The following is a 12277-nucleotide window of genomic DNA, read 5'->3' on the forward strand; positions in this document are numbered from 1 at the left end:
CTGCTGAGGAGCCGACACCCGGACTCGAACCGGGGACCCCTTCATTACGAGTGAAGTGCTCTACCAGCTGAGCTATGTCGGCACTTCGCGGCGCGCGCGGGCGGGCGCGCGCCGTGAGCAGCACAGCTTAGCGGCGGCGAAGCGAGGGTCACAGCGCGCCGGTTCGGATCTCCTCCGCGAGGTGCTCGCCCTGGCGGATCGCGAGGGCGGTGATGGTCAGGGTCGGGTTCGCCGCGGCGCCCGTGGTGAACACGCTGCCGTCGCTGACGAAGAGGTTCGGGACGTCGTGCGCGCGGCCCCACTTGTCGACGACGCCGTCCTCGGGCCGCTCGCTCATCCGCGCGGTCCCGAGGTTGTGCGTCGACGGGTACGGCGGCGTCCGGTGCGTGCCGACCGCGCCGACCGCCTCGTACATCGCCTCCCCGCGGCTCCACGCGTGCTCGCGCATCGTGACGTCGTTCGGGTGGTCGTCGAAGTGGACGTTCGGCACGGGCAGGCCGTGCGCGTCGGTGACCGCGTGGTTGAGCGTCACGCGGTTGGTCTCCTGCGGCATGTCCTCGCCGACGAGCCACATCCCCGCCGTCCGCTCGTACGCCTCCATGATCTCCGTGAAGTCCGGCCCCCAGCCGCCGGGCTCGACGAACGCGGCGAGGAACGACGGGCCGAGCGAGAGCGTCTCCATGTAGTAGCCGCCCGCGAAGCCGCGGTCGGTGTCGTTGCCGGCCTCGTCGGTGCAGATGCCGGCCATCGTCTCGCCGCGGTACATCCGCACCGGCTCCTCGAAGCGTCCGTAGACGCTCGCGGTCATGTGCCGCATGTAGTTCCTGCCGACCTGGCCGCTGCTGTTCGCCAGGCCGTCGGGGAAGAGCGGGCTGGCGGAGAGCAGCAGGAGCCGCGCGGTCTCGATCGCGTTGCAGGCCACGGCGACCGCGCGCGCCCGCTGGCGCTGGAGGTTGCCGTCGGCGTCGAGGTAGAGGACGCCGTCCACGCGGCCCTTGGCGTCATGCGTGATCTGGACGGCCTGCGACTCCGCGCGGAGGTCGAGGTTGCCCGTCTTCTCGGCCTTGGGGATCTCGGCGACGAGCGTCGACCACTTCGAGCCGTTCTTGTCGCCCTGGAAGTTGAACCCGTCCTGGATCGAGCCGGGGCGCCCGTCGTAGGGCTCGGCGTTCGTGCCGTACGGGCCGGTCGCGTAGCCCTTGTAGCCGACGCGCTCGGCGCCGTTGGCGAACACCTTGTAGTTGTTGTTCGCGGGGAGCGGCGGGCGGCCATGGCGGTGCGTCACGCCGATGCGCTTCTCGGCCTGGTCGTAGTAGGGCTCGAGCTCCTCGAGCGTCAGCGGCCAGTCGAGCAGGCTCGCGCCGTCGAGGCCGCCGCCGTACTCGGACTTGATGCGGAACTCGTGCGCCTTGAACCGCGGGCAGGCGCCGGCCCAGTGGGTCGTGGTCCCGCCGACGGCCTTGACCGTCCACGCGGGGAGGTTCGGGAAGTCCTTCGCGATCCGCCAGGAGCCGCTCGTCGTGCGGTTGTCGAGCCACGCCATCTGGTTGAACGCGGGCCACTCGTCGTTGACCCAGTCGTCCTTGGTCAGGTGCGGCCCGGCCTCCAGCACGACCGTCCGGACGCCGCGCTGGCACAGCTCGTTGGCGAGCGTCCCGCCGCCGGCGCCGGAGCCGATCACGACGACGACGTCGGCGTCGTCCTGCGCGTAGCGCGGCATCAGCGCGTGCCCCCGTCCCACTCCTCGACGCGCGGGTCGGGGAGCCAGTCGAGGTCGTCGAAGCCGCGGTCGACGTAGCCGCCCTGCTCGTACGACGGGCCCTCGTAGCCGAGCAGCGTCCACACGTCGCGGTCGTCGTACAGCGAGGTGACGACGCGGGAGCGGATGCCCTCGAAGACCTCGGTGTGGCTGATCGCCTGGAGCGCCTGCAGCTGCTTGTCCGGCGCCAGCTCGGCGAACGGCGCGCCGCCGAGCGCGTCGAGGTCGCGGAGCCCCTGCTCGAGCTGGGTGCGGAACCGGACGTCGTCCTTGGTCGCGTCGACGATCGTCCGCGCGCTCCGCTCGTACGGCCCGTCCGGGAAGCGCTCGTGGGGGAACATCGCGCGGATGACCCGGGCGACGGCGCGGACGGCCGCCTCGGTGTCGGCCGGCGCCGTGGGCGCGGAAGCGGCAGCAGCTGCCGCGGGGGCTGAGGCCATGGACCCTTCTCCTCCAGCATCGTCGCCGGGATCCCGCCCCGGCGTCTCTCCGCAGCCGACCCTACCTCCTGACCCGCTGGTCTGACAAGCAGACCGGACGCGCGCGGCGCGAACGTTGCGCCGCGCGGCCGCGAGGTCAGCCCTGGGTCGAGGGGTGCGGCGGGTCCTGCGGCGTGTCGAACCGGCCGCCGTCGATCAGCTCGACGCGGTAGCCGTCGGGGTCGGCGACGAACGCGATGCGCGGGAGCTCGTCGCGGCCGCCGGGGCGGTACGGCGGCTTCTCGGGCTGGACGCCGATCTCCGCGAGCTTCGCCAGCACCGCGTCGATGTCCTCGACCGTGACGGCGACGTGGTTGTAGCCCTCGCCGAGGTCGTACGGCTCGGTGCGGCCGACGTTGACGGTCAGCTCGAGCGTGTCGCCGCCGCCGGGCAGCCCGAGGTAGACGTTGTAGGCGCTCTCGAAGTTGAGCCGGCCGCGCTGCTCGAACCCGAGCGCCTCGTAGAAGCGCACCGACGCCTCGGGGTCGACGACGCGGACGCAGGTGTGGACCAGTTGGGTTGCCATGCCGCCCATCGTCGCACGCCCGGCAGCGCGCTTGTCAGACCAGCAGTCCAGACGAGGAGGTAGGCTCCGCGCCATGGCGTCCTTCGAGAGCGTCGTGCGACGACCCGTCTACCTCCAGGTCGCCGAGCAGCTGCGCGAGGCGATCCTCGACGGGACGCTCTCGGCCGGCGACCCGCTTCCGTCCGAGCGCGAGCTGACCGAGCAGCTGGGCGCGTCGCGCACCAGCGTGCGCGAGGCGCTGCGCGCGCTGCAGGCGCAGGGGCTCGTCGTCGCGGCCGGCCCGACCGCGCCGCTGCGCGTCGCCGCCGCCGAGAACCTGTCGACCGGCCCGGTGCGCGAGGCGCTCGTCCACCTGATGCGGTTGGGCCGCGTCCCGCTCGGGGACCTCGTCCAGCTGCGCTGCGCCCTGGAGGCCGCGATCGCCGAGGCGGCGGCGCGCCGCCGCCCACGGCCCGACCTCCACGACGCCCGCTACGAGCTGCAGATGATGGTCGCCGCCGGGCCCGACGTGGAGGCGTTCGAGCAGGCCGACGTGCGGTTCCACCTCGCGCTCTCCAGCGCGTCCGGCAACGAGGCGCTCCACCTCGTGATGCTCGCCGTGCGCGACTCCATCGCCTCGCACCTCCTCGACCACCTCCGCGCGCTCCCGAACCCGCAGCCGGTGCTCGACCGCCTGATCGACGAGCACGAGGCGCTCCTCACCGCGATCGAGCGGCGCGACGCCGTCGAGGCGGGCGAGCGGATGCGCGACCACGTGCTCGGCTTCTACGACGGGCGCCCCGCGTGAGCGCGGCCCTCGCCGCCGCGTTCCTCGACGAGCTCCGGGGCGCCGGGCCGCTCGACACCGACCCGGGGGTCCTGGAGGCCTACCGCCGCGACCAGGCGGCGCCCGGGCTGCTCGACGCGGGGGCGCCGGTCGCGCTCGTCCGCCCCGGCTCCACCGGCGAGGTGCAGCAGGCTGTGAGGGCTGCTGCGAAGCACGGCGTCCCCGTGGTCCCGCGCGGCGCCGGCTCCGGCCTGTCCGGCGGCGCGAACGCGGTCGACGGCTGCCTGATCCTCTCCCTGGAGCGGATGACGTCCATCACCGACGTCCGCGCGGGCGACCTCACCGCGACCGTGCAGGCCGGTGTGATCAACGCGCGCCTGGGCGAAGCGGCCCGGGCCGAGGGCCTCTGGTACGCCCCCGACCCCGCGAGCTGGGAGTTCTCCACCATCGGCGGCAACGTCGCCACGAACGCCGGCGGCCTGTGCTGCGTCAAGTACGGCGTCACGCGCGACGCGCTGCTCGCGCTGGAGGTCGTCACCGCCGACGGCGAGGCGCACCGCCTCGGGCACGCGACCCGCAAGGGCGTCGCCGGCTACGACCTCGCGGGCCTGCTGTGCGGGAGCGAGGGCACGCTCGGCGTCATCACCGAGGCGACCGTCCGCCTGCTCCCGCCGCCGCCCCGCGCGCACACGCTCGCCGCGAGCTTCCCCACCCTCCCCGGCGCCGGCGAGGCCATCGCCCGCATCGTCCGCAGCGAGCGCCCGCAGGTCCTGGAGCTGATGGACCGCACGACGATCAACGCGGTCGAGGACCTCGAGCCGATGGAGCTCGACCGCGAGGCCGCCGCGATGGTCTTCGCGCGCGTGGACTCCGGCGGCGCCGCGGGCGCGGACGACATCGCGCGGCTCGCGAGGATCTGCGACGAGGCCGGCGCGTCGATCACGGTCACGACCGACGAGGAGGCCGAGGGCCGCATGCTCATGGCCGCGCGGCGGATGGCGTTCCCCGCGCTCGAGCGCAGCGGCGCGACGCTGCTCGACGACGTCGGCGTGCCGCTCGGCGCGATCCCGGCGTTCCTCACCGGCGTGGAGCGGATCGCGGCCGAGCACGGCGTCCTGATCGGCACCTTCGGCCACGCGGGCGACGGGAACATGCACCCGACCGTCGTCTACGACCACACCGATCCGGCCGCCGTCGAGCGGGCGCGCGGCGCGTTCGCGGCGATCGTCCACGAGGCGCTCGCGCTGGGCGGAACCATCACCGGCGAGCACGGGGTCGGGCTCCTCAAGCGCCCGTACCTGCACGAGGAGCTCGGGGACGCGCACGCGCTGCACCACGCGATCAAGCGCGCGCTCGACCCGCAGGGCCTCCTCAACCCGGGCAAGGCCGTCTGACCGCAGGCGCGCGTGGGCTCAGGCGGGCTCGCCGAGCAGCACGAAGCGGGCGAACGAGCGGCAGACCTCGTCCGGCTGGCCGAGGATCCACGCCATCTCGCGCGGGGCGGCCGGGTCCTTGGCCAGCACGTGCTCGGCGTACGAGCGGCGCACGTCGAGCGGCTGGTGGAGCATCCACACCTGCATCGCCGCCTCGTCGTCCAGCCCGCCGCGCCCCAGCACCTCGTCGTGGAACGAGCGCCGCACCGCGCGAGGCTGGCGGAGCATCCAGCGCTGCTCGGGCTCGGGCGCCATCCCGGCCGCCGCACGGGCGATCGGGTCAGGGGCGAGAAGGAGCTGGCGTTCTGCGGCGGAGGGCATCGGCGCGCGGTCCGGGACGCTATACCCCGCACCGTGTCCCCCGTCGCGTTCGACCTCCAGTCCCACTCCACCCACTCCGACGGCGCGCTGCCCGCGGCGGAGGTCGTGGGCGCGGCGGCCAGGGCCGGCGTCGAGCTGCTCGCGCTGACCGACCACGACACGGTCGACGGCGTCCCCGAGGCGCTGGCGGCGGGGGAGCGCGAAGGCGTGCGGGTCGTTCCCGCCGTCGAGATCTCGACCGTGGAGCCGGAAGGGGAGGACCTCCACCTGCTCGGCTACGGCATCGACCACACCGACCCGCACCTGCTGGCCGAGCTGGAGCGCTACCGGGCCGACCGGGCCGCCCGCGCGGACCGGATGGCCGACGCGCTGCGGGAGGCGGGCTTCGTGCTCGACACCGCCCCGCTCGACGCCCGCCGCGCCGCCGGCAAGCCGATCGGCCGCCCGCACCTCGCGCGCGCCGCGTTCGACCACCCCGCCAACGCGCAGCGCCTCGCCGACGAGGGCCTGCACACGTTCTCCGACCTGCTCGTCGCCTACCTCATCCCGGGCACGCCCGCGTACCGCCGCCGCACGTTCCCCACGGTCGCCGAGGCGATCGACCTCGTCCACCGCGCCGGTGGCGTCGCCGTGTGGGCGCACCCGTTCTGGGACGTCGAGGCCGACCGCGCCGCGCTCGACACCATCGACCGCTTCCGCGCCGCCGGGCTCGACGGCGTCGAGGTCTTCTACGTCACCCACACGCCGGAGCAGGTCGCGCTGCTCGACGACCACTGCACGGCCGCGGGCCTGCTCACCACGGGCTCCAGCGACTTCCACGGCCCGCGGCACCCGGAGTTCTCGCGCTTCCTCGCGCACGAGCTCCACGGCCGGACGCCGAACCTCGGCCCGATCGGGTGATCACCGGCCCGCCAAGCGGGGTTTCTACCTAATCCGGGGTTCCGGTACGAGCGGAAGTCTTGTATTTCACGAAAGATGCGGTGACAATGCGCATCGTGCCGCGCTCCGCGCCTCACCCCGCCGCGCCGTCCGAGTCGCAGCTCCTCCGCCGCGCGTTCGACCTTCTCCGCGGTCGCCTCCCATCTCCGTGGTCGATGGAGCTCGCCGTCGTGTCCTCGCCCGCCGACGCCGGCGTGGATGCCGAGATCGCGATCCACGCACCGGACGGAGAGATGCTGACCGTGCTCGTGCAGGTGAAGCGGCTCATCGCCACACGCGAGGTCCCGTTCGCCCTCGAGGCGCTCCGCGTGGCGGCGACCGGCCGTGCGGGCTCTGGCGTCACGACGCTCCTCGTCGCGCGGTACCTCGCGCCCGCCACCCGCGAACGCATCGCGGCCGGAGGCAGTGGCTACGCGGACGCCACCGGGAACCTCTTGGTCCGCGCCGACCGCCCGGCAGTGTTCCTGCACGACCGCGGCGATGACCGCGACCCGTGGCGGGGCCCCGGGCGTCCCCGCTCAACGCTGCAGGGGCCGGCCGCGGCACGGGTCGTTCGCGCGCTGATCGACTTCGCCCCGCCGTACACGGCACCCGAGCTGGCCGCACGCGCGGGCGCGTCCACCGGCGCCACGTACCGCGTCGTGGGGCTGCTCGAGGAGGAGGAGCTGCTCACGCGCAACCGGTACGGGCCCATCACGGACGTCCGCTGGCGCGCGCTGCTCGAGCGGTGGAGCCGGGACTACGGGCTCTCCTCGTCCGACAGGCTGGGGACGTTCCTCGAACCGCGCGGGCTCCCGGCGCTCGAGCGGCGACTCGCGGCCGAGGAGGGTCTGGGGTACGTCGTCACCGGTTCTCTGGCCGCGGAACGCTTCGCCCCGTACGCGCCCGCGCGGCTCGCCTCGCTCTACGTCCGGGACCTCGACGCCGCCGCGAAACGCCTCGATCTCCGACCGGTCGCCCATGGAGCGAACGTCGTCCTTGCCGAGACCACGTACGACGTGGTGTTCGAGCGCGCGGTGGCCCGGGACGGACTACGACTCGCCGCCCCGAGTCAGGTCGCGGTCGACCTGCTCACCGGACCGGGCCGAGCACCGAGCGAGGCCGAAGCGCTGCTCGACTGGATGGAAGCCGATGAACGGGCCTGGCGACGCTGACCTGATGGCGGCCGCGCGGTCGGCGCTGCTCGACGCGCTCGTCGCGCTCGCCGATCAGCGCGATGCCCTCGTGCTCATCGGCGCCCAGGCGATCTACCTGCACACGGGCGGCGCGGCCGTCGCGCTCGCCGAAGCCACCAGGGACAGCGACCTCGCACTGGATCCGCGGCGCCTCGCCGAGGCGCCGCTGGTCGAGGCAGCCATGGGAGACGCAGGCTTCCGGCGGGACCCCGACCACCCGCAACCGGGCCGCTGGCTGTCGCCGTCGGGCATCCCGGTCGATCTGCTGGTTCCTGCGGCGCTCGCGGGCGACGGCGGTCGTCGCGGCGCGCGGATCCCGCCACACGGGCGTCACGCCGCCCGCCGCACGTCCGGGCTCGAGGCGGCGGTCGTGGACCACGCGCCGATGCGCGTCGGGGCCCTGGCTCCTGGAGACGCCCGGGAAGCCACGATCAGCGTCGCGGGCCCGGCGGCGCTGCTGGTCGCGAAGCTCCACAAGCTCGGCGAGCGGCAGAGCGACGTCGATCGGCTGCTCGACAAGGACGCGCACGACGTCTATCGACTGCTCGTCGCGAGCGACACCGGCGTGCTGGCGAGCCGGCTCCGGTCGCTCGCGGCCGACGTGCTCGCCGGCGACGCGACGCACATCGGGCTGCAGCACCTGCGCGAGCTGTTCGCCGTGGGGCCGACGGGCCTTGGCGCCATGATGGCCGGACGGGCGGAAGCACTGGTCGGCGATCCCGCGTTCGTGAGCGCGGCGTGCTCCGCGCTCGCCGGCGACCTCGTGGCCGCGATCGGCTGACGACTACCGCTGGCCGAGCGTCTCGGCGAGGCGGAACGCCAGCTGCTCCAGCGCCAGCTCCTCGCTGACGTTGAGGTCGAGCCGGCGGCGCGTCTCCTCGACGTGCTCCTGCCCGGCGCGCAGCGCGCCGGACGAGCGGCCCTCGGCGTCCTCGTGCAGGACGTCCAGGCGGTCCGCGTTGTGCGCGAGCTCCTCCGCGCCGTCGGCCACGCAGGCCACGTCGCGCAGCCACAGGCCGACGAGCTCCAGCCCCTGGTCCAGCGCCTCCTGCATCGCCCGGCGCGACGCGCGCTTGCCCCGCTCGGCGCCCTCGCGCTCGACGCGCTTGCGCTCCTTCTTGGGGACGAGCTCGACCTCCTCGGCCGTGCGCGCCTCGATCTCGTCGGCGGCTTTCGCGCCGAGGTCACGGGCGCGCTGGAGCACGGCCACCCACGGGCGGTCGACGAGGTCGTCGGCCAGGCAGGCGCGGGCGAGCTTCTCGGCGCCGTGCCGCAGCGCCGGGCCGTCGCCGAGGGCGAGCCGCAGCGCGCGGTCGACGTCGCCGAGCGCGAGCCGGCCGCACGCCAGCGCCAGCTCCGGCGCGACGCCCTGCCGCTCCAGCCGCGCCGCCACCTGGGCCGGCGTCGGCACCGCGAACCGGACCTGCTGGCAGCGCGACGCGATGGTCGGCAGCACCTTGCCCGGGCGCGACGTCAGGAGGATCAGGTGCGCGTACTCCGGCGGCTCCTCGAGCGTCTTGAGCATCTTGTTCGCGGCCTGGTCGTTGAGCGCGTCCGCGTGCTCGATGACGAACACGCGGCGGCGCGACTCGAACGGCGTGTGGGTGGCCGCGGCGACCACCGCCTGATCGATGTCGCCGACCAGCAGGCCGGCCGACGACGTGGGCGTGATCCAGGTCAGATCCGGGTGCGCGCCGGACATGACGCGGGCCGCCGCGCCGTCCGGATCGGCGGCGCCCTCGCTCAGCAGCCGGGCGGCGAACCCGCGCGCGATCTCCTCCTTGCCGCACCCCGCGGGGCCGGCGAACAGGTACGCGTGCGAGGGGTCGCCGGCGAGCACCGCGGCGGCGTGGGGATGCTGCTCGATGCCGGCCAGGGCGCTCACCCGACATGATCCTACGACCGTGCTGATCACCATCGAAGGCATCGACGGCGCCGGCAAGACGACGCTGGCGGAGCGCCTGGCGGAGGAGCTGGGCGCGACGCTGCTGCGCGAGCCGGGCGGGGTCGAGCTGAGCGAGCGCATCCGCACGCTCGTCAAGGACCCCGAGCTCGCCGTGGCGCCGCGCGCGGAGGCGCTCCTGTACGCGGCCGCGCGCGCGCAGCTAGTCGCCGAGCGCGTCCGGCCGCTGCTCGACGCGGGCGAGACGGTGCTGCTCGACCGGTTCGTCGACTCGTCGCTGGCCTACCAGGGCGCCGCCCGCGGGCTGGGCGTCGACGCGATCCGGCAGCTCAACCGCTTCGCGACCGACGGCCTGGAGGCCGACCTGACGCTGCTGCTGCGGCTCGACACGTGGAAGGCGGCGGCACGGCAGGAGCGGCGCGGCGACGGCAAGGACCGGCTGGAGCGCGAGGACCCCGCGTTCTTCGAGGCGATCGCGGATGCCTACGACGCGCTCGCGCGGGCCGAGCCGGAGCGGTTCCGGGTGCTCGATGCCTCGCGCGATCCTGCCGACGTGCTGGCGCAGGCGCTCTCGGCGATCCGCCGCACCTAGACTCCGCGCGTGCCTGAGTTCGAGGTCGAGCGGTTCGAGTCGGTCTCGGCGACGCCGGACACCGCGCTGCTGCGCATCTCCGGCCACTGGCGGGCGCCCCAGCGCGAGCGCCTGTCCCCGCCGCTGCTCGTGCTCGACGACGGCCGCCGGACGCACCGTCTGGCGCCCCTGCCCGGCCCCGACGAGGCCGCGCCGCTCGCCGCCCCCGACGGGCCGCGCTGGCGAGCCGCGTTCTCGGTCCCGCGCGACCTGGTCGAGACGCGCGGGATGGCGTTCGCGCTCGAGACGGGCCGCCACCTGTTCGACCTGGAGCGACCCGAGCCGGCCTCGGGCAAGCGCCCGGTCTCCACGCGCCCCACCGACGCCGCGGAGACGCTGCGGCGGCTGGAGGAGGAGAAGCGCGCACGGGCGGCCGCCGAGGCGCTGGCGGCCGAGGCCGAGGCGGCGCTGACGGCCATGCGGCGCGAGCTCGACCGGCTCCGTGACGAGGCCATCGCCCGGGTGCGGCGGGAGGTCGCGGCCCGCGAGGCGGCGGAGGAGCGCGCGGCGCGGGCCGAGCCGTTCGAGGAGGCCGCGCGGGTCGCGCGGGCCGAGGCGGCGGAGGCGGTGCGCGCGGCGCGGCGGCGAGTCAACGAGGCCGAGGAGGCGCGCCGCGAGGCCGAGTCGCGCGCGGAGGACGTCGAGGAGGCCTGGCGGCAGGCGGGCCGGGCGGCGCGCGAGCGCGACCAGGCGCGCGCGGCCGCGGAGACGCTGGAGGAGCGGCTCGACCGCGCGCGCGGGCGGGTGACCGAGCTGGAGGCGTCGCTCTCCGCGGCGCTGTCCGAGGCCGGCGACGCCGAGCGCGCGGCGCTGCGGATCGGCGAGCTCGAGCGGCGGCTGGCGGAGGCGACGGAGCGGGCGACCGCGTCCGAGGAGGCCGTCGCGCGGCTGGAGGAGATCGAGCGCGAGCTGCAGCGGGTCGAGGCGGCGCGGCAGGGCGCCGAGCAGGCGGCGCACGCGGCGCGGTCGGAGCTCGACGAGGTCCGTGTGGCGCTCGCGGCGGCGCGCGAGAGCACCGACGTCGCCGACCGCGACGCGACCATCGAGGCGCTGCGGGCCGACCTCGTCGCGCGGGAGGACGAGGCCGCCGTGGCGCGGGCGGACCTCGCCACCGTGCGCGCGGAGCTCGACGCGCTCCGTGCGGGCGTCGCCGCCCGCGACGACGCGCTCGCGGAGCTCGAGACCCTTCGCGCCGACCTCATCGCGCGCGACGAGGCGCTCGCTGCCCGCGACGCCGAGGTCGAGGCTCTCCACGTGGAGGTCACCACGCGCGATGAGGCCCTCGCCGCCCGCGACGCCCTGCTCGACGAGCGCGACGGCCAGCTCGCGGCGTTCCACGACCACGTCGCGCTGCTCGAGGAGCGCCTGCGCGAGGCGACCGAGGACGTCGCGGAGCCCGTCGAGCTGCCGGCGCTCGACCTCCCCGAGGTGACCGACCGTGACGAGGCCCCCTCCGGCGCCGCGCCCGCGGTGCCGCTGGCGCTCGCCCCGCCGCAGCCGCGGTGGCTTCCGCGCGAGCGGTTCGCGGGCGTCGCGCTCCTGCTCGTCGGGCTGCTGTGCGTCGCGCTGCTGATCTTCGCGGTGCTGTCGGTCGCGGTCTCGCCGTAGCCCGTCGGCACCGTTCGTGCCGGGCGTCGTGGCGCCCGTGCACTGCTAGCTTGCGGCCAGTCATGCTCCGCCGGACGGTCCTGACCGCGGCGCTGGCCGGGCTCCTCGCGTTCCCCGCGGGCGCCCACGCCGACGCCTTCGACGACGTGCTCGCCGACTACCAGAGCGACGAGCGCATCACCGCGTGCGACCACGGCGGCCCGAAGCTCCAGGAGGCCAAGGAGCAGATGCCGGGCGACATCGGGCAGTTCGCGCCCGGCTTCCCGGCGGCGCTCGACCAGGCGATCGCGACCGCGTCCGAGGGCTGCGACGACGACGAGGCCGGCACGCAGATCGAGGCGACGACGACCGCGACCACCGCGACGACCGCCACCACCGCGACGACGCCGACGACGCCGACGACGCCCACCACGCCGGATCCCGCCGCGGCGGGGCAGACGCCGCCGCCCGCGACCACCACCCCGCCGGCGACGGACACGGCTGCCAACGCGGCCGCGACGACCCCCGCGGACGAGGACGACGACGACCTGCCCCCGGGCGCCATCGCGGGCATCGCCGCGGGCGCGCTCGTCCTGCTCCTCCTGCTCGTCTGGGGCCTCGCGCGCTTCTTCGCGTGGGACCCGGTCTGGCTCGCCCGCTGGCGCCACGCGCTCGCCGAGTCCGGCTGGCACGTCAGCGGCACCTGGGCGGACTTCACGGACTGGCTCCGCGGCGGGCGCCCGCGCCGCTCCTGAGTC

13 protein-coding genes and 1 tRNA gene are annotated in these 12277 nt (G+C 75.3%); 8 read left to right on the forward strand and 6 right to left on the reverse strand.

Annotation, left to right across the window (positions count from 1 at the left end):
- Positions 1-9: 9 nt before the first annotated feature.
- From AC1UE5_RS25905 to AC1UE5_RS25920, 4 genes are all read right to left on the reverse strand, one after another.
- Positions 10-82, reverse strand: a tRNA-Thr gene (locus AC1UE5_RS25905).
- A gap of 66 nt (positions 83-148) precedes the next feature.
- The gene (locus AC1UE5_RS25910) at positions 149-1720 is read right to left on the reverse strand and encodes a GMC family oxidoreductase (RefSeq protein ID WP_482928831.1); all 1572 of its coding nucleotides are present in this window, start codon (positions 1718-1720) and stop codon (positions 149-151) included.
- Complete coding sequence (locus AC1UE5_RS25915; RefSeq protein WP_482928832.1) at positions 1720-2199, reverse strand: hypothetical protein; 480 nt, start codon at positions 2197-2199, stop codon at positions 1720-1722. Before AC1UE5_RS25915 ends, AC1UE5_RS25910 begins: the two co-directional genes overlap by 1 nt.
- A 136-nt stretch (positions 2200-2335) precedes the next feature.
- The gene (locus tag AC1UE5_RS25920) at positions 2336-2764 is read right to left on the reverse strand and encodes a VOC family protein (protein ID WP_482928833.1); all 429 of its coding nucleotides are present in this window, start codon (positions 2762-2764) and stop codon (positions 2336-2338) included.
- A 73-nt stretch (positions 2765-2837) separates the two neighbouring features.
- On the opposite strand from AC1UE5_RS25920, the gene AC1UE5_RS25925 reads away from it, so the two are divergent.
- Together AC1UE5_RS25925 and AC1UE5_RS25930 are read left to right on the forward strand one after the other, a co-directional pair.
- Entirely contained in the window at positions 2838-3551 is a 714-nt protein-coding gene (locus tag AC1UE5_RS25925; protein ID WP_482928834.1) for a FadR/GntR family transcriptional regulator, read from the forward strand.
- Complete coding sequence (locus AC1UE5_RS25930; RefSeq protein WP_482928835.1) at positions 3548-4924, forward strand: FAD-binding oxidoreductase; 1377 nt, start codon at positions 3548-3550, stop codon at positions 4922-4924. The genes AC1UE5_RS25925 and AC1UE5_RS25930 overlap by 4 nt, the downstream gene beginning before the upstream one ends.
- 18 nt (positions 4925-4942) lie before the next feature.
- On the opposite strand, the gene AC1UE5_RS25935 is transcribed toward AC1UE5_RS25930, so the two are convergent.
- Positions 4943-5284, reverse strand: a complete 342-nt coding sequence (locus tag AC1UE5_RS25935) for a hypothetical protein (protein WP_482928836.1) — start codon at positions 5282-5284, stop codon at positions 4943-4945.
- A 33-nt stretch (positions 5285-5317) separates the two neighbouring features.
- Between AC1UE5_RS25935 and AC1UE5_RS25940 the strand changes: the two genes are divergently transcribed.
- From AC1UE5_RS25940 to AC1UE5_RS25950, 3 genes are all read left to right on the forward strand, one after another.
- Positions 5318-6184: a PHP domain-containing protein gene (locus tag AC1UE5_RS25940; protein WP_482928837.1), complete on the forward strand. Its 867-nt coding sequence runs from the start codon at positions 5318-5320 to the stop codon at positions 6182-6184.
- Positions 6185-6378: 194 nt separating this feature from the next.
- On the forward strand, positions 6379-7377 hold the full coding sequence (locus AC1UE5_RS25945; RefSeq protein WP_482928838.1) for a hypothetical protein: 999 nt from the start codon (positions 6379-6381) through the stop codon (positions 7375-7377).
- A gap of 4 nt (positions 7378-7381) precedes the next feature.
- Entirely contained in the window at positions 7382-8179 is a 798-nt protein-coding gene (locus AC1UE5_RS25950) for a GSU2403 family nucleotidyltransferase fold protein (RefSeq protein WP_482928839.1), read from the forward strand.
- 3 nt (positions 8180-8182) lie between these two features.
- On the opposite strand, the gene AC1UE5_RS25955 is transcribed toward AC1UE5_RS25950, so the two are convergent.
- A complete protein-coding gene (locus AC1UE5_RS25955) occupies positions 8183-9283 on the reverse strand; it encodes a DNA polymerase III subunit (RefSeq protein WP_482928840.1) in 1101 nt (366 codons plus the stop codon).
- Between the two features lie 19 nt (positions 9284-9302).
- Here AC1UE5_RS25955 and tmk point away from each other — a divergent pair, with 19 nt between their 5' ends.
- The 3 genes from tmk to AC1UE5_RS25970 all read left to right on the forward strand — a co-directional run bounded on the left by tmk (position 9303) and on the right by AC1UE5_RS25970 (position 12274).
- Positions 9303-9893, forward strand: a complete 591-nt coding sequence (gene tmk / locus AC1UE5_RS25960) for a dTMP kinase (RefSeq protein WP_482928841.1) — start codon at positions 9303-9305, stop codon at positions 9891-9893.
- Between the two features lie 9 nt (positions 9894-9902).
- Positions 9903-11540, forward strand: a complete 1638-nt coding sequence (locus tag AC1UE5_RS25965) for a coiled-coil domain-containing protein (protein ID WP_482928842.1) — start codon at positions 9903-9905, stop codon at positions 11538-11540.
- A 62-nt stretch (positions 11541-11602) separates the two neighbouring features.
- Positions 11603-12274: a hypothetical protein gene (locus tag AC1UE5_RS25970; protein ID WP_482928843.1), complete on the forward strand. Its 672-nt coding sequence runs from the start codon at positions 11603-11605 to the stop codon at positions 12272-12274.
- The last annotated feature ends 3 nt before the right edge of the window (positions 12275-12277 follow it).

The sequence above is a fragment of the Parviterribacter multiflagellatus genome, from assembly GCF_056863265.1.